The sequence below is a fragment of the Acidovorax sp. NPDC077693 genome, from assembly GCF_044542805.1.
In the GTDB taxonomy this organism is placed as follows: domain Bacteria; phylum Pseudomonadota; class Gammaproteobacteria; order Burkholderiales; family Burkholderiaceae_C; genus Acidovorax.
Window position 1 is genome coordinate 28,563 of the sequence record NZ_JBITVD010000014.1, and the last position, 21,537, is coordinate 50,099.

General features: G+C 66.4%; 16 protein-coding genes. 6 read left to right on the plus strand and 10 right to left on the minus strand.

What is annotated here, in order from left to right; translation table 11 throughout:
• The first annotated feature begins 17 nt into the window (after positions 1-17).
• From ACIGHN_RS19585 to ACIGHN_RS19605, 5 genes are read left to right on the plus strand one after another with little or no spacing between them, the layout of a single operon-like run.
• Positions 18-1,601, plus strand: a complete 1,584-nt coding sequence (locus ACIGHN_RS19585; protein ID WP_396505649.1) for an N-6 DNA methylase — start codon at positions 18-20, stop codon at positions 1,599-1,601.
• Positions 1,598-2,668, plus strand: coding sequence for a YhcG family protein (locus ACIGHN_RS19590; protein ID WP_396505650.1), 1,071 nt, complete (start codon positions 1,598-1,600; stop codon positions 2,666-2,668). Before ACIGHN_RS19585 ends, ACIGHN_RS19590 begins: the two co-directional genes overlap by 4 nt.
• Positions 2,661-4,571, plus strand: a complete 1,911-nt coding sequence (locus tag ACIGHN_RS19595) for a restriction endonuclease subunit S (RefSeq protein ID WP_396505651.1) — start codon at positions 2,661-2,663, stop codon at positions 4,569-4,571. The genes ACIGHN_RS19590 and ACIGHN_RS19595 overlap by 8 nt, the downstream gene beginning before the upstream one ends.
• Positions 4,555-6,528, plus strand: coding sequence for a chromosome segregation protein SMC (locus ACIGHN_RS19600; RefSeq protein ID WP_396505652.1), 1,974 nt, complete (start codon positions 4,555-4,557; stop codon positions 6,526-6,528). The genes ACIGHN_RS19595 and ACIGHN_RS19600 overlap by 17 nt, the downstream gene beginning before the upstream one ends.
• Positions 6,525-7,520: a DUF5655 domain-containing protein gene (locus ACIGHN_RS19605; RefSeq protein WP_396505653.1), complete on the plus strand. Its 996-nt coding sequence runs from the start codon at positions 6,525-6,527 to the stop codon at positions 7,518-7,520. The genes ACIGHN_RS19600 and ACIGHN_RS19605 overlap by 4 nt, the downstream gene beginning before the upstream one ends.
• A 169-nt stretch (positions 7,521-7,689) precedes the next feature.
• On the opposite strand, the gene ACIGHN_RS19610 is transcribed toward ACIGHN_RS19605, so the two are convergent.
• A complete protein-coding gene (locus ACIGHN_RS19610; protein ID WP_396505654.1) occupies positions 7,690-8,334 on the minus strand; it encodes an NADPH-dependent F420 reductase in 645 nt (214 codons plus the stop codon).
• 121 nt (positions 8,335-8,455) lie between these two features.
• On the minus strand, positions 8,456-9,292 hold the full coding sequence (locus ACIGHN_RS19615) for a pirin family protein (RefSeq protein WP_396505655.1): 837 nt from the start codon (positions 9,290-9,292) through the stop codon (positions 8,456-8,458).
• Between the two features lie 136 nt (positions 9,293-9,428).
• Here ACIGHN_RS19615 and ACIGHN_RS19620 point away from each other — a divergent pair, with 136 nt between their 5' ends.
• A complete protein-coding gene (locus ACIGHN_RS19620) occupies positions 9,429-10,349 on the plus strand; it encodes a LysR family transcriptional regulator (protein WP_396505752.1) in 921 nt (306 codons plus the stop codon).
• 113 nt (positions 10,350-10,462) lie between these two features.
• On the opposite strand, the gene ACIGHN_RS19625 is transcribed toward ACIGHN_RS19620, so the two are convergent.
• The 8 genes from ACIGHN_RS19625 to ACIGHN_RS19660 all read right to left on the minus strand — a co-directional run bounded on the left by ACIGHN_RS19625 (position 10,463) and on the right by ACIGHN_RS19660 (position 21,536).
• Positions 10,463-14,053, minus strand: a complete 3,591-nt coding sequence (locus ACIGHN_RS19625) for an AAA family ATPase (protein ID WP_396505656.1) — start codon at positions 14,051-14,053, stop codon at positions 10,463-10,465.
• Complete coding sequence (gene sbcD, locus ACIGHN_RS19630; protein ID WP_396505657.1) at positions 14,050-15,294, minus strand: exonuclease subunit SbcD; 1,245 nt, start codon at positions 15,292-15,294, stop codon at positions 14,050-14,052. The genes ACIGHN_RS19625 and sbcD overlap by 4 nt, the downstream gene beginning before the upstream one ends.
• An 87-nt stretch (positions 15,295-15,381) precedes the next feature.
• Positions 15,382-16,512, minus strand: a complete 1,131-nt coding sequence (locus ACIGHN_RS19635; RefSeq protein ID WP_396505658.1) for a YhcG family protein — start codon at positions 16,510-16,512, stop codon at positions 15,382-15,384.
• Positions 16,513-16,651: 139 nt separating this feature from the next.
• Positions 16,652-17,290 carry a flavin reductase family protein gene (locus tag ACIGHN_RS19640; RefSeq protein WP_396505659.1) on the minus strand — a complete coding sequence of 213 codons (639 nt, stop codon included), beginning with the start codon at positions 17,288-17,290 and terminating at the stop codon, positions 16,652-16,654.
• Between the two features lie 41 nt (positions 17,291-17,331).
• Positions 17,332-18,459 carry a M20 family metallopeptidase gene (locus ACIGHN_RS19645; protein WP_396505660.1) on the minus strand — a complete coding sequence of 376 codons (1,128 nt, stop codon included), beginning with the start codon at positions 18,457-18,459 and terminating at the stop codon, positions 17,332-17,334.
• A 75-nt stretch (positions 18,460-18,534) separates the two neighbouring features.
• Positions 18,535-19,467: an alpha/beta hydrolase gene (locus ACIGHN_RS19650; RefSeq protein ID WP_396505661.1), complete on the minus strand. Its 933-nt coding sequence runs from the start codon at positions 19,465-19,467 to the stop codon at positions 18,535-18,537.
• Between the two features lie 48 nt (positions 19,468-19,515).
• Entirely contained in the window at positions 19,516-20,526 is a 1,011-nt protein-coding gene (locus ACIGHN_RS19655) for an ABC transporter ATP-binding protein (RefSeq protein ID WP_396505662.1), read from the minus strand.
• A complete protein-coding gene (locus ACIGHN_RS19660; protein ID WP_396505663.1) occupies positions 20,523-21,536 on the minus strand; it encodes an ABC transporter ATP-binding protein in 1,014 nt (337 codons plus the stop codon). Before ACIGHN_RS19660 ends, ACIGHN_RS19655 begins: the two co-directional genes overlap by 4 nt.
• Position 21,537 lies beyond the last annotated feature (1 nt).

The following is a 21,537-nucleotide window of genomic DNA, read 5'->3' on the forward strand; positions in this document are numbered from 1 at the left end:
TTCCCCGCTCCCTGTCAATGACTGCAATCAAACCCGCGGCGTCGGACATCGTCGCCAAGCTCTGGAACCTGTGCAACCTGCTGCGCGACGATGGAGTGACCTACCACCAGTACGTGAGCGAGCTCACCTACCTGCTGTTCTTGCGCATGATGCAAGAGACTAGCCAAGAAGACGGCCTGGTCATCTACAAGTCGCCCAAGAAAGGTGAGCCTGTCGAAAGAATGGAAGGCACCCGCTGGGCCGACCTGATGGCGGCATCGGCTCCAGACCGGCTGGACATGTACAAAGAACTGCTGCTGGACTACGGCCTGCACGGCCGTGGCAGCGTGCAGCAAATCTACGCCAACGCCAGCACCTTCATCACCAAGCCCGCCACCTTGTCCAAGTTGGTGGTAGAGATCGACAAGCTCGACTGGTACAGCGTGCAGCGCGACGACCTGGGCGACTTGTACGAAGGCCTGCTGGAGCGCAACGCCAGCGAAAAGAAAAGCGGCGCAGGCCAGTACTTCACGCCCCGCGATTTGATCGACAGCATCGTGGCCGTCATGCAGCCCACGCTGGACGACGTGGTCCAAGACCCCGCCTCGGGCACCGGCGGCTTCCTGATTGCCGCCAACAACTACCTGCGCGACAAGTACCCGGTGGATGATCGCACCGAAGCACAGCAGCGCAAGTACCGCCACACTACCTTTTACGGCATGGAGCTGGTGCAAGACACCCACCGCCTGGCGCTCATGAACATGCTGCTGCACGGCATCGAAGGCGGCATCCAGTTTGGCGACACTCTGGGCGAAGAAGGCACCCGCCTGCCGCAGGCCACGCTCAACCTCAGCAACCCACCCTTCGGCACCAAAAAAGGCGGCGGGCTGCCCACCCGTACCGACTTCACCTACCCCACTACCAACAAGCAGTTCTGCTTTTTGCAGCACATCTACCGCAACCTGGCCCCCGGTGGCCGCGCCGCCGTGGTGCTGCCCGACAACGTGCTGTTTGAAAGCAATGTGGGCGCGGACATCCGCCGCGATCTGATGGACAAGTGCAATCTGCACACTGTTCTAAGGCTGCCCACCGGCATCTTCTACGCCCAGGGCGTCAAGACCAACGTGCTGTTCTTCACCCGTGGCAAAACCGACAAGGGCAACACCAAAGAAGTGTGGGTGTACGACATGCGCGCCAACATGCCCCAGTTTGGCAAGCGCACTCCCTTCACCCGCGAGTATTTCCGTACCAAGCCCGATGCCCCGGCCAGTGTGCCGCGCGACAAGTTTGAAGACGTGTTTGGCGCCGACCCCTGCGGCGGCCCTGCAGCCCTTGCCCAGCGCGTGGACGCGGGCGAGGCAGGGCGCTGGCGCAAGTTCACGCGCGAACAAATCAAGGCCCGTGGCGACAACCTGGACATCAGCTGGCTCAAAGACGATAACGCCGAAACCGCAGAGGCCCAGCGCGACGAACCCGCGCTGGTAGCCCGCATGGTCATGCGCGAACTGGACGGCGCCATGGCCGACCTGCGCAGCCTGCTGGAAGAGCTGGGTGAGGACCCCGACGCTGCGCTGGAAGACCTCCTGGTCGACGACGCCACGGCCGATGAGGCGCAGCCATGAGCCAACTGGTTACCGCAGCGGCAGCAGACGGCCTGCCCACCAACCTGCACGCCGAACTGCGCACCCTCATCGCCAGCAGCCGCCAGCGCCTGGCCGGGGCGGTGAATGCCGAACTCACCCGCCTGTACTGGGCGGTGGGCCAACGCCTGGCCACCGAAGTGCTGGGCGGCGAACGTGCCCAGTACGGTAGCCAGCTGCTGGAGCAACTGGGCCAACAGCTCTCGCAAGAGTTTGGCCGGGGTTTTGAAGCCCGCAACCTGCGCCGCATGGTCAAGTTTGCGCAGGCTTTCCCCAGTGCAGAGATTGTGTCGACACTGTCGACCAAATTGAGCTGGAGCCACATGGTCGCCATCGTTGCGCTCAAAAACCCGCAAGCCCGCCAGTTTTACGCCCAGCAAGCCGCGCAAGACAGCTGGAGCGTGCGCGAGCTGACCCACCAGATCGAGCGCAAGGCGTTTGAACGCACCGAGCTGGCTGCACTGCAAGCTCCCACCTCCGTTCAGGCTGAGCCTGTCGAAGCCCCGAGCCTTCCCGCCCTCGTCTTCAAAGACCCGTATTTCCTCGACTTTCTAGGCCTTCGCCAAGGCCATGACGAGGCCGACCTGGAGGCCGCCATCCTGCGCCAGCTCGAAGCCTTCATCCTGGAGCTGGGCCGGGGCTTTGCGTTTGTGGAGCGGCAAAAGCGCATGGTCATCGACGGGGAAGACTTCTACCTCGACCTGCTTTTCTACCACCGCCGCCTGCGCCGCCTGGTGGCCATCGAACTGAAGCTGGGCCGCTTCAAGGCCGCGCACAAAGGCCAGATGGAGCTGTATTTGAAATGGCTGGACCAGCACGAACGCCAGAGCGGCGAAGAGGTCCCCATCGGCCTCATCCTGTGCGCCGAATCCAGCCGCGAGCAAGTGGAGCTGCTGCAAATGCACAAAGACGGCATCACCGTGGCCGAATACTGGACCGAGCTGCCGCCCAAGGCCGAGCTGGAACAGCACCTGCACCAGGCCCTGCTGGAAGCGCGTGAGCGGCTGGCACGGCGAGGGGTGTTGTTGGGAGGGGGCGAGGATGAGTGAGTTGCCAGAACGCTGGGCACAAGTTCCACTCGCTGCCATCACCAGCGACGTGACGCAGCGCGTGCCCTCCGATGACGAGACGATTCACTACATCGACATCGGCTCGGTAAATCGCACCACCAAGAGGATTGAGACTCCGCAAAAGCTACTTGGTAAAGATGCACCAAGCAGGGCGAGGAAGCAGGTTGCTGCGGGCGACACATTGGTTTCCATGACGCGACCTACTTTGAACGCTGTCGCCCTCGTGTCCCAAGAGTTGGACGGAGAAATTGCATCGACTGGCTTCGACGTGTTGCGTCCGGGTCCGGGCGTAGACCCGCGCTGGATCAGCTATTTGGTGCGAACTGAGAAATTCGTGGACTCTATGTCGGCGTTGGTACAAGGAGCGCTCTACCCTGCAGTACGTTCTAAAGATGTGCGTGCACACGTTGTACCGCTTGCTCCTGCCGCTGAGCAAACCCGCATCGCCAACCAACTCGACACCCTGCTCACGCGCATCCAGTCCTGCAACGACCGCTTCGATGCCATCCCCGCCTTGCTCAAGCGGTTTCGAAATTCAGTGCTTTCTGCCGCCGTATCGGGCCGCTTGACTGGTGATTTGCGCAGAGAAGACGCAATTGCCTCCAACTCAACAGCCTCTTCACTTTGGCGGATTCCGGCCAACTGGCGGTGGGCAAGAGCAGACGAAGTCACAGGATTTATCACCAAGGGAACCACACCTTCCAAAGAAAAAATGACTAGTGGTAGTGGTGAAGTCCCCTACATCAAGGTTTACAACCTTGGCTTTGATGGTCTGCTGGATTTCAGCGTTGATCCCACTTTCGTGGACTTATCAACGCATAGTGTTGACCTGAAAAGATCAATTACTTTGCCCGGTGACGTATTGATGAACATAGTTGGGCCCCCTTTAGGCAAGGTGGCCATAGTTCCAGACTCGCACCAAGAGTGGAACATTAATCAGGCAATTGCCCGGTTTCGGCCAGCGCCTGGCTTACTTTCCCCGTACTTGGCTCATTGCCTGATGAGTAGTGAGCTGATTGCGCATGCCGTGTCGCAAGCGAAGGCCACAGTCGGTCAACTAAATCTCACCTTAGAAATCTGTCGAGCATTACCAATCCCTATGCCGCCAGAGAAGGAACAAGCCGAAATCGTCCGCCGCGTAGACGCCTTGTTTGCCCTGGCCGACCGTATCGAAGCTCGCGCCACGGCAGCCCGCACCCAAGCACAACGCCTGAGCTCCTTGGTGTTAGCCAAAGCCTTTCGCGGAGAGCTTGTGCAACAAGACCCGCAAGACGAGCCCGCCAGTGTGTTGCTGCAACGCCTTGCAGCGACTCAGCCCGCCCAAGCCAAGGCATCGCGTGGGCGACCACGCATCAAAACGCAAGAGCTTTTCACCACGCCCGAAATTGCTCAGCCCGATGGTGTGTGGGCAGCGCCTGATGTGGTGGACGAGCATGTAGTAACGGCCATGCTGGTGGCTGTGCTCAAGGCCTGGGGCGGCCGCATGCCGCAGATGCAGGCTCGCCTTGCCGCCGTGCTGTGTCTGCATCCCCGGCAGATGACGGCGGTGCTGCCCGCACAGCAAGCCGCGCAATGGCAACGGCTGGTGGGCCCTGCTGCCGACCCGTTACCCACGCAGGTGGCGCGCTTGCAGCCCGCTACCGATGGCGCGTGGCGCAAAGCCCTGCTGGGTATGCGGGCGCGTGGTGACTTGGTGGAAGAAGGCTCTGGGCCGCAGGCCGTCTGGGCTTTGGGGCCCGGCGCGGGTCAGATGGAAACGGCAGGTTGGCCGCAGGGCCGTGCGGGCTGGGTGGTGGCGTACCTGCGGGCGCAGGGTGCCGAGGCCATCTTGCCTTTGCTGGAACCATTGACTGTGGAGTTTGTGCATGCAAGAGCAGCCTGAACTGTTTGAACGCCCCGCCTTGTGGGTCACCCCGCCAGCGGGGGCCAAGCAGCCTGCGCTGTGGGTGCGGCGGCTCACCATCTGGAAAGAACCGCACATGCTGGTGCGGACGGTGGAGCTTCGGCCAGGGCTGAACTTTGTGTGGTCGCCCGACCCGGCAGACTTTGGTGGCCGCAACGATGCGGGCGCGTTGGGGCACGGTGCGGGCAAGACGCTGTTTTGCCGCCTGCTGCGCTATTGCCTGGGCGAAGACCAGTTTGCACCCGAGGACCAGCGGCTGAGCATCAGCACCGAGTTTTTGAACGGGTGGGTTTCGGCAGAGGTAGTGCTGAACGGCATCCCTTGGGGCGTGTTGAGGCCGCTGGGCCTGGGGCGCGGGCATTTTGCGGTGGCGAATGTTTTGCCGGAACAACTGTTTGACCGGCAGAACGAGCCGACCGGGATGGAACCCCTGCTGAACGCCATTGAGACCCAAGTCCTCACGCCGCAAGTGGCCGCCTTGATGCCGGTGGATCATCCGCACGATGCCTGGCGGGTGGCCCTGGCATGGCTCACGCGTGACCAGGAATGCCGGTTCGACCATGTGCTGGATTGGCGTGCGGCGGAATCGGCGTCGGAATCGCCCACCCGATCCATGTCGCGCAGCCGTTTACAAGAGGCTTTGCGCGGCTTGATTGCCGCCATTTCCCCCGAAGAGATTGAGTTGCAACAGGCGATTGCCTCCAAAGCCGAAGCCCACAAAGCCAAGACCTTGGAGGCCGGGCGCAGGCAGTGGGCTTGCGAGCGGCTGCGCCTGGAGATCATCCGCAATCTGGACTTGGCACCCACCGATGTGCCCGAAGGGCGGCTGTGCATTGGCGTGCTTCGCCTGGCCGCCAGCCAGAAGCTGGCGCAGGCATCCAGGGTGAGCCCGGGGGTGGATGTTTCCAACCTGGGGGAATTGCGGCAACGCTGGCGCGACAGCGAGCAGCGCGTGAGTGAACTGGAGAAACAGTTGGCCGTGCTGGAAGCCAGCTTGCCCATTCGCGAAGCGCTGCTCAGGCAATACCAGTCAGAGCTGCCCGCCAGTTCGGCCAGGGTGCGGGGTGCGGAAGTCCCTGCCTGCCAAATCTGTGAAGTGCCCATTGACCGCGTATTGGCCCAAGGGTGCAAGCTCTCCCACAAGCTGCCCGACTTTGATGGCCTGCGTGCGCGTCACGACGCATTGGTGAAGCAAATGGACGGGGTGAAGAAAACCATTAGCGATGTCCGTGTCGAGATCACGTTGCTCAAGCAGCAGGTACCACCGGCAAGCTCCGCACGGGATTCCTTGCGGCAAGCACTGAACAAAGCTGAAAAGCTCAACGAAGGCCGTTCCACCAGTTGGTTCAAGGTGACCCGAAGCGTGGACGACATCAAGCGTCTGGCCCGTGATTGGGACGACTGGGATCAAGCCATCTCTGCCGCTGCAAAGTTGGTGACCCAGATGGAGGACACCCGGGATCGCATGGGTGCGTTCCGTGAGCAGAAGGGTCTGGTTTTTGATCGGCTATCGAACTACTTCGATGCGGTGATTCGGACGGTGGTGGGGCCCATGGCGTCAGGGCGCGTTTCGCTGGACGGCAATGGCGTGAAGCTAGCGGTTCAATTGGGGGGAGAGCGGTCTACCGCGGCCATTGAATCGCTGAAGGTGATTGCTTTCGACATTGCCGTGATGTGCATGAGCATGGAAGGCACTACCCACCTGCCCGCATTCCTCGTGCATGACAGCCCCCGTGAGGCTGATTTGGGGCTCAGCGTGTACCACCGCCTTTTCAGCACGGTCGCGACGCTGGAAGCCCAAGAAAACTCCGTTTTCCAATACATCGTCACGACCACCACGCAGCCACCGTCTGAGTTTCAGAAGCAGCCCTGGTTGCGTCTTGAGTTGCGTGGCTCGCCATCGAATGAACGCTTGTTGCGTTGTGATCTGCCATGAGCGACATCAAACTCTTTCGCTTGATCGGTGGCACCGCCACCGAACTGCAAGGCAGCGCCTCCGACCTGGAAAAGCCTCTGCAAACGCTGATCGAAGCCAACCTGCAGCCCTTGCTCAACATCCGCTTCATCGCCAGCGAGCATTCCACCGGCAAAACGCATGCAGGTCGCATCGATTCACTGGGCTTGGATGAAAACAATTGCCCCGTGATCCTGGAATACAAGCGGTCGGTGGGCGAGAACGTCATCAATCAGGGCCTGTTCTACCTGGATTGGCTGCTGGACCACAAGGCCGAGTTCAAGCTGCTGGTGCTGGACAAGTTGGGTGCCGCTGCAGCCGATGCGATTGATTGGAGCGCACCCCGCGTGGTGTGCATAGCGGCGGACTTCACCAAGTACGACGGCCACGCAGTGCAGCAGATTGGCCGCAACATCGAGCTGATTCGCTACCGGCAGTTTGGGGGTGACTTGCTTCTGCTGGAGTCGGTCAACGCTGGCAGCGATGCTGGCAGTAGCAAGACCACGACAGCCAAGCCGCCCAAGGCCACGCACAGCAAGCTGGCGGAGGCAGTGAATGTGCTGCCTGCTGCAGTAGACCCCATCGGCGCCAAGGGCACGGGACCTGACAAGTCGTTTGCCGAGCTGCTGGTGAATTTACCTGAGCCCATGCAATTGCTGCTGGCTTCATTGGAGGGCTACACGCTGTCGCTGGGCGACGATGTGCAGCGCAAAGAGCTGCGCTTGTACCTGGCCTTCAAGCGCCTGAAGAACTTTGCCACGGTGGTGTTGCACCGTAGAAATTACCTGCTGCTGTACCTGCACGTAGACCCTGCCACCGCCTTGCCGGTACTGCTCAACGCACGGGACGTGACGAACATTGGGCATTGGGGCACGGGCAATTTGGAAGTCACCCTCACTACGCAGGCTGATCTGGACGCAGTCAAGCCGTTCATCATGGTGGCGTATGAGGGACGGGGTGCAGTGGTTAACTGATTTGCTTCTCTTTTGGGAGCTGCCAGCGCTTATTCCAAAAGCATTAGCGCTAAATTTGGCTCTCAATCCAACGCCCACGCACTGCACAACAGCACCTGCACTGCGCACCGGCCTGGAGCGCGCCCCAGCTGTGTTCTTTGAGCCGGTGCCTTCGGGGCAGGCGTCCCCCTCAAATCTTGACGAACTGCGTACTCGACAAGGCCCCAAACGGCAGCTCCGACAGCCGCCCGCCCACCGCCAGCGTGCCCAGGTCCACCGGGAAGTAGCCAATGGCGTCCAGCACCTCGCGCACTGCAGCCTTCGCGGCGGCGTCGTCGCCGGCGTAGAACATGGCGCGCTGGCCGCCGGAGACCTGGGGCTGCGCCAGCACGTTCACGTCCAGGTGGTTGAACGCCTTGACCACGCGGGCGCCGGGCACGAATTCGCTGAACACTTCGCTGGACGAGCGTCCGCCCAGGTCGATGGCCTTGATGCCGTAGGCCGCCAGCGGGTTGGTGGGGTCCTGCGCGTCGGGCGAGTTGGGGTCCAGAAACTCCACGGGGTTGGTGCCGTCGATGACGATGCGGCCGTTCCAGGCGGGCAGGGGGCCCAGCGCCTGGCCCAGGTCTTCCCAGCGCACGGCGATGAGCACGATGTCTGCGGCGGCAGCTTCTGCCACGGTGCCGGCCCTGATGGTGGGGCCCAGTTCGGCCACCAGCGTGGCCAGGGATTCCGGACCGCGCCGGGTGGAGAGGGTAGCCGACAGGCCCTTGTGGGCCAATGCGCGGGCCACGTTGGAGCCGAGACCGCCAGAGCCGATGATGCCGATGTTCATGATGTTTCCTTGGGTGAGTAGTGAGTGAAGTGGGTTGAAAGAGAACGTGATGGAAAGTGAGTAGAGCCAAGGCGACACTGGACAGGCCTGCGGCATGCGGCGGGCCCTGTTCAGCCTCGCCCTAGGCCTGCCGCCCGGCCTGGCGCAGTTGCCCTGCAATGCGCCGGATTTCTGTGGCGCCCTGTGCCAGTGCGGCCGGGCTGGTGTGCACCGAGTAGCGGCCCATGACCAGGTCGTGCGGGTGCGGCACGGCAGAGCCCAGCACGAACCGGGTGGGTTCGGTGGCGACAAAGTCGATGCTTTGGCTGCTGGGCTTGAACGCCACCAGTTCGCCTGCGTCAAGGCCTTCGCCTGCAGTGAGGGCACCGGTAGCCACCGCGGCCCACGCCACCGTGTGGCCCTGGGGCGGGGTGTAGGTCCAGCGTTCGCCCTGGGCCAGTTGCACTGCCAAGTAGGTCATGCCACCCGGCGCCGCCACCGGGCTGCGCGCTGGTCCGTAGGTGCCCATCAGCACCCGCACCGGGCCGACCTGCGGCACCAGTTCGGGGGCGAGGTACTGGCTCTGGGCGGGGGCGTTTTCCAGCGCGGCGGGCAGGGCCACCCACAGCTGAAAGCCGCGGCCCGGCGTGTCGCCCACGGGGGCGCCGGTGTGCCACACGCCGTTGCCAGCACGCATCCATTCCACGCCGCCTGCGGGCAACAGGCCGGCTTGGCCGGTGCTGTCTTCGTAGCGCACATCGCCTTCCGACAAGAACGTGACCGTGGCGATGCCTGAGTGGGGGTGCATGCCAAAGCCCTGCTGCGCCGCGCCGGGCTGAAAGTGGACCAGGTCCAGAAAGATGAAGGGCTTGAGCACCTGGCCCAGGTCGCCGGGGCTCATGAGGCGGGTGATGGGGCCGTGCGTGGTGCCGCGGGTGCGGTGGGCGATGGCGCGTGGGGCTGAAGCTGGTGCAGACATCCTGAAAACCCTGAAGGTGTTGAAGTGGTGCCTGTAGCTTAAAAATTCATCGATTGATTGACTAGTTAGCGCAATATGATTGCACTCGTCCATAAATCGAATGAATAAGCCGATGAAAGAGCGAGCGAGCGCCGCCATGCTGGATCTGAACGACGTTGCGGTCTTTGTGCAGGTGGTGCGCTGCGGCAGCTTTGCCGAGGCCTCGCGCCGCCTGGGCGTGCCGCCCAACACCCTGAGCCGCCGGGTGCAGCAGCTCGAAGCACACCTGGGCACCCGGCTGATGCAGCGCTCGACCCGCCATCTCACGCTCACCAGCGCGGGCCAGGTGTTTCTGGAGCGCTGCAGCGGCGCGGTGGAGGGCCTGATGGATGCAGGCGAGGAACTGCTGGCAGTGAACCAGGAGCCCAGCGGCCTGGTGCGGGTGGCGGCCCCGGCGGACTTCTTCGATTTCTTTGCGATGGAGTGGCTGACCGAGTTCCTGGTGGCGCACCCCAAGGTGCGGGTGGACTTTGTGCTGAGCGACGGGCGCGCCGACCTGATCGCAGACCGGATCGACGTGGCGTTTCGGGGCGGCATCCTGGAGGACTCGGGCCTGTTTGCCCGCAAGGTGCTGGACGCGGGCACCGACGGCCTGGTGGCCAGCCCCGCCTACGTGGCCCGCCAGGGCGTGCCGGCCACGCTGCAAGACCTGGCAGCCCACGACTGCCTGGTGTTCGGCCACCCCAGCGGCAAGGCCACCTGGCGCGTGACGGGGCCGGATGGCGCGCCGGCCGAGGTGCAGGTGTCCGGCCGCTTCAGCGGCAACACGGCGCAGGCCCTGCGCAAGGCCGCGCTGGCGGGCTTGGGGATTGCGCTGCTGCCCTCCACGCTGACGCAACGCGACCTGCGCGCGGGCCTGCTGGTGCCCGTGCTGCCCGGTTACCACCAGGTGGGCCACGGCGTGCACATCGTCTACCCCAGCAGGCGCTACCTGCCGTTGGCCGTGTCGGCGTTCATGGATCTGGTCATCGACAAGATGGGCGCGGTGCAGGAGCTGCCGCCGCAGGCCTGCGGCTGATGCGGCAGGAATCCTGCGGCAGGCATCCACTGGAGCCGTTCACGCTGAGCCAGTCGAAGCGCCGCGCCAGGCATCGACAGTCCCAACCCGAGCGGATGTTGCCGGCGAGTGCCCTACACCACCAGCCGCGAGTACCCCACGCCCCCGCCCTTCACCACGCGGATCTGCGCCGGTATCCGCTCCTTCAGCGCCTCCACGTGGCTGATGATGCCGATCATCTTGCCGCTGGCGTTGAGCGAATCCAGCGCCGTGAGCGCCACCTCCAGCGTGTCGCCGTCCAGCGATCCGAAACCTTCGTCCAGAAACAGCGAGTCGATCGACGTCTTGTTGCTCACCAGGTCCGACAGCGCCAGGGCCAGCGCCAAGCTGACCAGAAAGCCTTCGCCGCCGGACAGGGTGCGCGTGTCACGCGCCACGTCGCCTTGCCAGGCGTCCACGATCTCCAGCTCCAGCTCGCCCGTGGATTTGCGGCGCAGCAGGTAGCGGCCGTGCAGGCGGGCCAGGTGCTTGTTGGCCAGCTGCAGCAGGTGGTCCAGCGTGAGGCCCTGGGCGAACTTGCGGAACTTGTCGCCTTTGGAGGAGCCGATCAGCGCGTCCAGCCGCTGCCACACGTCGCTGTCGGCGGTCTGCTGGCTGATCTGCGCGAACAGGGTTTGTTGGGTGGTGCGCAGCTGGTCGTCGCGCGTCAGCAGGGCGCGGTGGGCGCCGATCTGTTCGCTGACGGCGCTGCGCTGCGCTTCCAGCTCGGCCAGGCGGGCCGTCAGTTCGTCCAGTGACTGCGGTGTGAGCGCCTGGGCCTGCAGCTCGGCATGGCGGACGTGCGCGGCCTGCAGCAGGGCGTCGGCGCGTTGCTGTGCGGCCAGCAGGGCGTCGCGCTGGGTGGCCAGGCGCTGGCGCTCGGGCTCGGGCAGCAGGGCGGCTTCGAACCGACCCAAGTCGGCGAAAGGGCTGGCCTGCAGCGCGGCGTGCCATGCGTGGGCCGCGGCCTCCAGGGCCGTGGCTTGTTGGGTGCGGGTGGTTTGTGCCTGGGCTTGGCGGCCTTCCAAAGCCGCCAGGGTGCGTTGCAGGCGCTCTATTTCCGCCACGCTGGCCTGCAAGGCTGTGGCGGCATCGGCCGTGCCATCGTGGGCCCTGTCGTCGTCCAGGGTAGCCGACAGGGGTAGCTGCAGGTTCGCGTCGGCGGGCTGGTCTGCACCGCCAGCGGAAGTGGCTTGCAGCGCAGCCCAGCGTTGCGACCACAGTTCAGCCTGCGCCTGTGCAGCGTCGCATTGGGCTTGCAGGCGCGTGATGCTCTGGGCCAGCGTCTGCAGCTCGGCCTGGGTGTGGCGCCAGCGTTGCCATTCGGCATCGCGCGCTTGCAGCCAGGGCGCGTGGTCGGCGGGCAGGTCGTAGCCGGCGGCTTGCACGGCGGCGCGCAGGCGGGTGTCCAGCGCGGTGCATTCGGCCTGGACGGTGCCGATGGTGTCTGCCAGCGTGGCTTGCCGCGCGTGCGCTTCGTGCACGGCTTGCTGCTGCAGGGCCAGTTGGTGCGTGGCGGCTTGCAGGGCCTGGTCGCACTGGCTGGCAGCGGCCTGGGCTTGCTGCACGCGCTGCTCTGCGGCCTCTGCGTTGTGCAGGGCGTCGGCCAGGCGTGCCTGAGCGGCTTGGGCGGCTGTGTGCCCGGCCGCGAGTTGGTCGGCGTGTTGCCAGTCTTCGGGGTGCAGCGCGGGCAACGAGGTCAGCGCGTTCGGCGCTTCGGAGGGGGCCGCTGCGTTCAGCCCGTTCTGTTCGCTCTGCACGTTCGGCGCATTCAGGGGTTCGATGCAGGTGGCCCACTCAGCATCCCACTGGCCGATGCGCTGGGCGGTCTTTTGTTGCTGGTCCATGCGCTCGGCCAGCCGGGTCTTGCTGGTGGCCAGCGACTCTGCCACGGCCTGGCCTTGGGCAGTCAGCGCCTCCAGCTCGGCCTGTTTGTGTTGCAGCGCAGCCTCGGTGGCCGACACGTCCAGCGCCTGGTAGGCGTCGATGGCGGGGTGCGCGGTGGCGCCGCACAGCGGGCAGGGCTCGCCGGGTTGCAGGGCGTGGCGATGCTGGTCCAGGCTCTGGATGCGGCGTTCTTGCTCCAGCAGCTGGCGCTTGTCGGCCACCTGTTCTTTCAAACCGTTGTACTGCGCGCGCAGTGCCAGGCGTGCGGCCTCCTGGCTGGCGGTGGCCGCTTCTATGCGCTGCACTTCCGTGCCCAGTGAGGCCTGCTGCTCTGCCAGTTCGCGCCGCTGCTCGCCCAGTTGCACAGCATGGCGCCAGGCGGCCACGCGGCCCTGTGCGTGTTGCCAGCGCTCGCGCAGGGTGGCGATGGTGTGGCCGCCCAGCTGTTGCTGCTGCTCTGCCTGGGCGGTGCGCAGTGCCGTGGTGGCGGTGGCCTGGGCTTGCGTGGCGGCGTCCACGCGCGCGCTCTGGGCGATGATCTGGTCGCTGCGCTGGGCGATGTCTGCCTGCAGCGCCTGCAGCGCCTGCAGCGCCGTGTGGTGCTCGGCCAGCTTGCCCTGCAGTTGCTGTTGTTGCAAAAGCTGCTGGCGCCATTCGCCCAGGCGCTCGCCCAAGTGGGCGTGCTGCGCGTGGGTGGTGCAGTAGTCGGTGTGGCGCTGCTGCGCGGCCTCGGCCTGCGCCAGCTCGGTCTGTGCGGCGTCGGCCACGCGGCGGGCCAGCACGGCGGCGGCGTGGTGGTGCTGGGCGTGTTGTGCGGACTCGCGCTGGTGCTGCGCCTGCAGGCTGGCCAGCAGGGTGTCGCTGGCTTCGCAGGCGGCCTGGGCCTGCTGCCACGCCGCATGCGGTGCGCGCAGGGCCTGGGCGGGCTCGCTGTCGGCCAGGCGTTGCAGGTCGGGGTCGGCGGCCTGCAGTGCGGCAGCGGCCTGCTGCTGGCCGGTGGTGGCGGCCAGCACGGCCTGCGCGCTGTGGTCCACGTCGATGTGCCACTGGCGCTGCGTGCTGGTGGCGGCGTGGGCGTGCTGCACCTCGGCCAGCGCCCGGGTCCATTCCTGCAACTCGGCCTGCATGGCGGCGCTGCGCTCTGCGGGCAGCAGCTCCACGCCGTCGGCGCGGGCCTTGAGCTGGTTCAGCTGCTCGCGGGCGTCGCGCGCCTGTTCGAACACGCGGCGGGAGATGTCGCCATAGATCTCGGTGCCCGTCAGCTCTTCGAGCAGCTCGGCGCGGTCGTTGGCGCTGGCGTTCAGAAAGGCTGCGAACTGGCCCTGCGCCAGCAGCATGGACCGGGTGAAGCGGCCAAAGTCCAGCCCGGTGATGTCGGCCACGCGGCGCAGCTTGTCGTTGCTCTGGCTGCACAGGACGGTGCCCAGGCCGGTGGCGGTGTCGACCTGGGCCAGCTCCACCTTGGGGTCTTGCAGCGCGCCGTCCACCTTGTCGCGGGCGCGGCGCTGGCTCCAAAAGGCGCGGTACACGGCGCCCTTCACTTCGAACTCCACCTCGGCCAGGCAGTCGGCGGTGTGGCGCGTCATGAGGTCGTTGGACGACTTCGAGACGCTGGGCAGGCGTGGCGTCTGGTGGTACAGCGCCAGGCAGATCGCGTCGAGCAGCGTGGACTTGCCCGCGCCCATGGGGCCGGTGATGGCGAACAGGCTGTTCTCGGTGAACGGCGGCTGGGTGAAGTCGATGGCCCATTCGCCCTTGAGCGAATTGAGGTTCTTCAGGCGCAGCTTCAGGATCTTCATGCCGCGCCTTCGGTGATGCTGCGGACCACGTCGGTGTACCGCTGGTTCAGGGCCTGCCGCAGGTCGGGCGACAGGTCTTCCTGCGACAGCCGCCGTGCAAACACGTCGCCCGGGCTCAGCTCGTCCAGGGTTTCCAGCGCCTCGGAGAACAGCGTGGCGGTGGCGCTGGCGCGCTGGCGGCGCACGCGCAGCACTTCCACCGGCAGGCCCTGCGTCATGGTGTTGATGCGCTCGGGCAGGTCTTGCAGGTAGTCGTCTTCGGCCACGGTGACTTCCAGCCAGGCCGGCTTGTCAGCCGTGCCTTCCGATGCGGCGGCGGCGATGGCCGCGGGCAAGGCGGCGAGGTTGCCACTCACGGACACCAGCGCCTGAAACCGCGGCACGGGCAGCGGCGTGACGCCTGCAAGGCCGGTGGCATCCAGGTCCACCAGCAGCACTTCCTTGTGCTGCCGCGCCTCGTCAAAGCCCAGCGGAATGGGCGATCCGCAGTAGCGGATGTGCGCGAGGCCGCCCACCTTCTGCGGCTTGTGGATGTGCCCCAGCGCGATGTAGTCCACCGGCGGAAATGCGGCGGTGGGAAAGGCGTCGAGCGAGCCCACGTAGATCTCGCGCACCGACTCGTTGCTGCTGGCGCCCACGGTGGTGAGGTGGCCGGTCGCGATGAGGGGCACGCGCCGGCCCAGCGTCTGCTGCAGCTGCGCCTGCAGGGCCAGGCCCGCGTCATGCACGCCCTGGTAGTACGCCTGGATGGCTGCCTGCAGGGACTGCTGCTTGTCCTCAGCGCTCTGCCCGGCCTGGCTTTGCCACACATCGCGCGGGCGGATGAACGGCACGGCGCAGACGATGCAGCCGGGCTCATTGCTGCCGCCATCACCGCCGCGCCGGGGCAGCACCACCACATGGTCGGCCGGGTCGCTGACGGCCGCCACCACCGTGGTGTTCAGCACCGCGAGCAGCGCGCGGCTTTCGCCCAGCGTGGCGACCGAGTCGTGGTTGCCGCCCAGCAGCAACAGCGCCACGCCTGCGCGGTGCAGGCTCACCACCAGGTGGCTGTACAGCTCGCGCGCATAACTCGGCGGGGCGCCGGTGTCGAAGATGTCGCCCGCGATCAGCACCGCATCCACCGCATGCGCATCGACCTGGACCAGCAGCCAGTCGATCAGCGCCCGGTGTTCGGCCTGGCGGCTCTTGCCCATGAAATGCTGGCCCAGGTGCCAGTCGGAGGTGTGGAGGATGCGCATGGGATGGGTGGGTGGAATGGGCTGAAGGAACTGTACGAGCCGAATAGGTCGAATACTATGCTTTTGATAGCTGCTGGCGCTTGCTGATCAAGCGGCAGGGGCTTGTTTCGTCTCAATGTCCGCCCATTCCGCCAGCTTTTGCTGCAGCTCTTCCTTGCTGGGCAGGTACAGCTGGTACTCCCTGGCGTGGATGTTGGCGCCCTGGGGCAGGGTGATCTCGACCAGCGCCTCGTGCTTCTTCTTGCACAGCACGATGCCGACCGTGGCCGCTTCGGTGTCGGTCTTGACGTGGCGATCGAAGTAGTTGACGTACATCTGCATCTGCCCAAGGTCCTGGTGCGTGAGCTTGCCCAGCTTGAGGTCGATGAGCACGTAGCAGTGCAGCAGGCGGTTGTAGAACACCAGGTCCACGAAGAAATGCTCGTCGTCGAAGGTGAAACGCTTTTGGCGCGCCTCGAACAGAAAGCCCTTGCCCAGCTCCAGCAGGAAGCGCTCGATCTGGCTGATGATGGCCGCCTCCAGGTCCGATTCGGAAAACCGGGCCTGCTCGGACAGCCCCAGGAACTCCAGCACCAGCGGCTCCTTGAGCAGGTCGCTGGCGCGGCTGACGGTGTGCCCCTGCTGCGCCAGCTGGCGAATGCCGTCCTGGTCGCGGCTCAGGGCCAGGCGCTCGTAGAGCCCGCTCTGAAACTGGCGCTTGAGGTCCCGCAAGGTCCATTGCTGCTGGGTGGACTCGATTTCGTAGAAGCTGCGTTCCTCGGCATGCTTGATGCCCAGCAGGAAGACGTAGTGGGACCAGCTGAGGGTGAAGGGGCGCTCAGATTGTCCAGACGCTGTCTGGCCGATCTGAAACGGCGCGGTGCCAAGCGCCAGCGATGATTGTCCAGACGCTGTCTGGACAATCAGCACGCGCTCCCGGTACGCCAGGTAGAAGCTGCGGCAATAGGCGATATTGCTGCGCCCGAAGCCCTTGCCGAACTCTGCGGTCAGCCGCTCGGACAAGAGACTGAGCAAGGCATTTCCATAGCCCGCCCGCTGCTCCCCCTGCTGCTCGAACTCGACAATGTGCCGCCCGATCTCGAAGTGGGTGTGCACCTGCACCAGGTCGACGCCGCGGGCCACCGTGCTGCGGGCCGACTCGATCAGCGTTCGGATGCTGGCAAACAGCGCCGACTCGGGGTCGGTCAGGGCGGAAGCAGCGCGGGGCGTCTTCGTCATGGCGGGTCCTCAGGCAGGGGGTGAAATGCGCAGATGACTGTATTTTTGCACAGTGTTTTGCGCGGCCAGCCTCATCCGCCCCGCGCGCTCCAGGCCCCTGCGCATCACCTGTGCATCACCCGCGCACCACCACCACCGCTCACACCCTGACCGACGCCCCCGTCGCATAGAACTGCCCACCCGCCACGTAGTGCAGCGTGCGCAGCGTATCGGGCGCGGTGTCGAACTCCCAGTGCCCGTGGCGGAACGCGCGCTCGTCCGCCCAGGCGGCCACCACTTCGCCGATGAAGAGGTCGTAGGTCTGCTGGATGTGGGGCTCGGGGATGACGCGGCACAGCAGCCAGGCGGCGCAGCCGTGCACCAGCGGGATGTGGGTACTGATGTGGGTGCTGGCGTGGCTGGGGGCGTGGAACAGCGGCACGCCGTGCTGCTGCAGCTTGTCCGGGTGGGTCTTGGCGCTGTCGGTGCCGATGGCCACGGTCATCGCCGCCATGGGCACGGTGGGCAGCTGCAGCGCGAACTCGCCGCTGGCCTCCACCAGCTCGCGCGTGCGCGTGGCCTTGTCCAGCACCAGCGTCACCTTGGGCGGCGCAAAGTCCAGCGCACAGGCCCAGGCTGCGGCCATCACGTTGTGCTGGCCGGCGTGCGCGGCCGACACCAGCACGGTGGGGCCGTGGTTGAGCAGGCGGTAGGCCTTGTCGAGCGGGACGGGGGTGAAGTGCTCGGGGGCTGCGGTGGCGATGGTGGCGATGGTGGAGGTGGTGGCAGTGGTGGACATGCTGGCTGTGCTGGACGGTGGTGGAGGTCTTCCCCCGAAGCCTACGCCAGATGCGCCAGCAGATGGCGCCAGAAGTTCAAGCGTGCTTCCAGCGTGGACACCAGGATGTGCTCGTGCAGCGTGTGCGCGCCGTCGCCATCGGCGCCCAGGCCATCGAGCGTGGGCACGCCCAGGGCCGAGGTGAAGTTGGCGTCGCTGCCGCCGCCCGTCATGGGGGCGTCCTCCAGCGTGAAGCCGGCGTGGCGGGCAGAGTCCTGCGCACGGGCCAGCAGGGCCTGCACGGCTTCGCTCTTGACCATGGGCGGGCGGTTCACCTCGACGTCGATGTCGAGTTCCATGTCGGCACCCACCGGGCGCAGCGCCTGCATCTTGTCCACCAGCTCGTCCGCCGCCTGCAGGTCGGGCAGGCGAAAGTCCACCACGCAGCGGCAGCGGTCGGGCACGGTGTTGGTGGCGGTGCCGCCTTCGATGGTGCCCACGCTGACGGTGACGCCGCGCGCGTAGTCGGTCATGGCCTCCAGCGCCAGGATCTGGTGCGCCATTTCGCGGATGGCGCTGCGGCCCTTCTCGTGCTGCACGCCGGCATGCGCGGCGCGGCCCTTCACGCCCAGGCGCAGCATGCCGGTGCCCTTGCGCGCCGTCACGCACTTGCCGCCGTTGGCGCGGGCGGGCTCGCACACCAGGGTGTAGCGCGCGTTGCGTGCAAAGGCCTCGATGTGTGCGCGCGATGCGTGGCTGCCGGTCTCTTCGTCGGGCACCACCACAAAGTCCACCGGCAACGCGGTGGCGCCTGCGGCGGCCAGGTCGCGCAGCGCGGTCAGCGCCAGGTAGATGCCGGCCTTCATGTCATAGCCGCCGGGGCCGTAGAAGCGGTCGCCTTCGATGCGGCAGGGGTTGTCCTGCAGCGTGCCGATGGGGTGCACGGTGTCCGAGTGGCCCAGGATCAAGAGGCCCGGCCGTACGTCGCCCGCAGCCCGGTTGCTGATGTGCAGCAGCGGCCCCACCGCAGCGCCCAGCGGCGTGACCGTGGCTTGCAGGCCGGCGCTTGCTGCATAGCCCTGCATGACCGCGACCATGCGCGCCAGGCCTTCGGGGCTGCTGGTGGGGGACTCGCATTGCATCCACGCGGTGATGCCATCGACGAGGGACTGGGTGGTGGGTGAGGTCATGGGGGCGGCTCCGAAAAAGGGTGTGGCGATGGGCGATGGGCGACGCGTTGGCGTTCGGCTTCGGGTCGGACGCGGTCAGGCCGTGTGCCGGCCCGCCAGCGCGGCCAGCTGCGCAGCGTCGGGCAGGCGGTGGTGAAACCACAGATGCGCGCACACGGCCGACATGGCTTCGCCGTCGTGGCCGATGCCTGCGATGGTGTGCAGTTGCCACGCGAACGGCAGGCCCCGGCGCGCCGCCTCGGCCTGGGCCGTCGCGAAGTAGTTGAGCGCGCGCGCATAGCGGTGCGGGCCCTGGCGCAGCGCGGCGGGCTCGGACGGCAGGTGCGGGTCGGCGGTCTCGGTGTCCTGGTCCCCCGCAAGGATCGTGAGCGGGGCGGCGAACAAGCGGGCCAGGCTGTCGGCATCGGCCGGGGTGCCGCTCAGCCCTTCGGGGAAGGGCAGGTCGAGCAGCGGCAGCGTGTACCACCCCGGGTTGCCCGCGGCGACCTGGGTGAACACGCCAGGGGTCAGCACGCTCAGCAGGCGGTGCACGAACTGCCCGCCCGCCGAGTGGCCGAACAGGTAGAGCGGCTGGTCCGCCAGCACCCCGGCGGCTTTCAGGTCGTCCACCAGCCGGGTGACCACGGTGTACGACCAGGCCTCGGGCGCCGTGGTGGGGGCGGTGTCGGCCAGCGCGGCGCGGTCGGTGGTGGCCAGCAGGTTGCCGTTGTTGTAGCTCACCACGTCGGGCCACTGCGCGTCGGAGAACGTGGGCGCGATGATGACCAGGCCGTGCTCCTCGGCGGCCGGAATCCAGAAGTCGCGGTAGTCGTCGCCGTTGCGCATCACGCCGTGCTGCACCAGCACGACGGGGCTCTGGGCGGTGGCGTGCGCGGGCCGGTAGGTGTGGAGGGTAATGGTGCGCGCATCGGGTGTACCGGTCGCAACGCCGTTGCCGTATTCGACCGCGTGGCGGCCCACGCGCAGCACGGCGTCGCGCAGGGTTTGAAGGCGTGGTTCGTGGGGCATGTCAGGTGGGTCAGCTGGGTCGGGTGGATCAGGTGGGGTCAGGCGGGTTCAAGGGGCCGTGTGGTTCAGGTGGCAGGCCGACCAGTGACCGGGTGCAATGGCTTCCAGCGGCGGCACTTCTTCGCGGCAGCGCGGCATGGCGTGGGGGCAGCGGGGGTGAAAGGTGCAGCCCGATGGCGGGTTGAGCGGCGAGGGGATATCGCCCTTTATCGGCACGAACACGCGCTTGCGCCGCGCGAGGTCCGGCACCTCGGCCATCAGCGCCTGCGTGTAGGGGTGGTTGGCGCGCGCAAAGATCTCGGCCGTGGTCGACATCTCCACGATCTTGCCCAGGTACATGATGGCCACGCGGTCGGAGATGTGCCGCACCACGCCCAGGTCATGGCTGATGAACAGGTAGGTCAGGCCGTGCTGCGCGCGCAGGTCCATGAACAGGTTGATCACCTGCGCCTGGATGGACACATCCAGCGCCGCCACCGGTTCATCGCACACCAGAAACTTCGGCGACACCATCAGCGCCCGGGCAATGCCCACGCGCTGGCGCTGCCCGCCCGAGAGCTGGTGCGGCAGCCGGTCGCGGTACTCGGCGGCCAGGCCCACCTCGGCCAGCGCCTGGTCGATGCGCGCGGGGATCTCGGCTGCGGGCGCGAGCTTGTGCACCTGCAGCGCCTCACCCAGGATCTGGTGCAGGCGCTGGCGCGGGTTGAGCGAGGCCTGCGGGTCCTGGAACACCATCTGCACGCCCAGCGTGTAGGCCAGCTTGTCGGCGCGGTTCAGGCCCGCCACGTCGGCGCCCTGGTACAGCAGCTCGCCCTCGGTCTGGTGGTGCAGGCCGGCCACCACGCGGCCCAGGGTGGATTTGCCGCAGCCCGATTCGCCCACCAGGCCCAGCACCTCGCCGGGCGCGATGGACAGGCTCACGCCGTTGACGGCGTGCACGGTGCGGGGCACGGGCTTCCTGCCCGCCAGCTCCAGCGCGCGCCCTATCAGGTCCTGGTGTTTGGTAAAGCGCTTGTGGACATTGCGCAGCTCGATGACGGGAGGCAGGGTCGTACTCATGCGGCAGGGTCCAGGGCAACAAGGGGGGCAAAGCAGCGGTAGGTGCGGCCGCCGGCCACCGTGCGCTCGGGCTCGGTGGTGGCGCACTGGGGCAGGGCGCGGCTGCAGCGCGGCGCAAAGGCGCAGCCTGCGGGGCGGTTGCTCAGCGTGGGCGCCATGCCGCTGATCTGGCGCAGGCGCTCGCCGGGCGCGATGGCGCCGGGCAGCGAATCGAGCAGGCCGCGGGTGTACGGGTGCGCCGGGGCGTCCAGCACCTGCGCCACCGGGCCGGACTCCACGATCTTGCCCGCGTACATCACGGCCACCTTGTCGGCCAGCTCGGCGATCACGCCCAGGTCGTGCGTGATCCAGACCAGCGCCGTGCCGTGCGTGCGGCAGATCTCCTGCATGCGGTACAGGATCTGGCCCTGGATGGTCACGTCCAGCGCCGTGGTCGGCTCGTCGCAGATGATCAGCGCGGGCTGGTTGAGCATCGCAATGGCAATCGCCACGCGCTGGCGCATGCCGCCCGAGAACTCGTGCGGGAAGTTGCGCAGGCGCGATGCGGGGGCGGGGATGCCCACCATCTCCAGCGCCTGCACGCAGCGCTGCAGGGCCGCCGCGCGCGAGACCTCGGGGTGGTGCGTCTGGATGGCTTCGAGCATCTGCTCCTCGATGCGCAGCACCGGGTTCAGCGTCATCAACGGGTCCTGGAAGATCATCGCGATGCGGTTGCCGCGCAACCGGCGCATCTGCTCTTCGGTCAGGCCGCGCAGGTCCTGGCCCTGGAACAGCACCTCGCCGGCGATCACCTCGCCGGGCGGGTCGATCAGGCCGAAGACGGAAAAACCGGTGACCGATTTCCCCGAGCCGGACTCCCCCACCAGGCCCACGATCTCGCCGGGCTGGATGGACAGGTCCACACCGCTCACGGCCGGCCAGGCGCCTTCTTCGGTGTGGAAAACGGTGTGCAGGCCACGCACTTCAAGCAAAGGCGTTGTTGTCGTCGTCGTCGTCGTCGTCGTGGTCATC

Coding starts and splice junctions, on each gene's coding strand:
- ACIGHN_RS19585 (WP_396505649.1), top strand. CDS start 18: ATGACTGCAATCAAACCCGCGGCGTCGGACATCGTCGCCAAGCTCTGG.
- ACIGHN_RS19590 (WP_396505650.1), top strand. CDS start 1,598: ATGAGCCAACTGGTTACCGCAGCGGCAGCAGACGGCCTGCCCACCAAC.
- ACIGHN_RS19595 (WP_396505651.1), top strand. CDS start 2,661: ATGAGTGAGTTGCCAGAACGCTGGGCACAAGTTCCACTCGCTGCCATC.
- ACIGHN_RS19600 (WP_396505652.1), top strand. CDS start 4,555: ATGCAAGAGCAGCCTGAACTGTTTGAACGCCCCGCCTTGTGGGTCACC.
- ACIGHN_RS19605 (WP_396505653.1), top strand. CDS start 6,525: ATGAGCGACATCAAACTCTTTCGCTTGATCGGTGGCACCGCCACCGAA.
- ACIGHN_RS19610 (WP_396505654.1), bottom strand. CDS start 8,334: ATGAACATCGGCATCATCGGCTCTGGCGGTCTCGGCTCCAACGTGGCC.
- ACIGHN_RS19615 (WP_396505655.1), bottom strand. CDS start 9,292: ATGTCTGCACCAGCTTCAGCCCCACGCGCCATCGCCCACCGCACCCGC.
- ACIGHN_RS19620 (WP_396505752.1), top strand. CDS start 9,429: ATGCTGGATCTGAACGACGTTGCGGTCTTTGTGCAGGTGGTGCGCTGC.
- ACIGHN_RS19625 (WP_396505656.1), bottom strand. CDS start 14,053: ATGAAGATCCTGAAGCTGCGCCTGAAGAACCTCAATTCGCTCAAGGGC.
- sbcD (WP_396505657.1), bottom strand. CDS start 15,294: ATGCGCATCCTCCACACCTCCGACTGGCACCTGGGCCAGCATTTCATG.
- ACIGHN_RS19635 (WP_396505658.1), bottom strand. CDS start 16,512: ATGACGAAGACGCCCCGCGCTGCTTCCGCCCTGACCGACCCCGAGTCG.
- ACIGHN_RS19640 (WP_396505659.1), bottom strand. CDS start 17,290: ATGTCCACCACTGCCACCACCTCCACCATCGCCACCATCGCCACCGCA.
- ACIGHN_RS19645 (WP_396505660.1), bottom strand. CDS start 18,459: ATGACCTCACCCACCACCCAGTCCCTCGTCGATGGCATCACCGCGTGG.
- ACIGHN_RS19650 (WP_396505661.1), bottom strand. CDS start 19,467: ATGCCCCACGAACCACGCCTTCAAACCCTGCGCGACGCCGTGCTGCGC.
- ACIGHN_RS19655 (WP_396505662.1), bottom strand. CDS start 20,526: ATGAGTACGACCCTGCCTCCCGTCATCGAGCTGCGCAATGTCCACAAG.
- ACIGHN_RS19660 (WP_396505663.1), bottom strand. CDS start 21,536: ATGACCACGACGACGACGACGACGACGACAACAACGCCTTTGCTTGAA.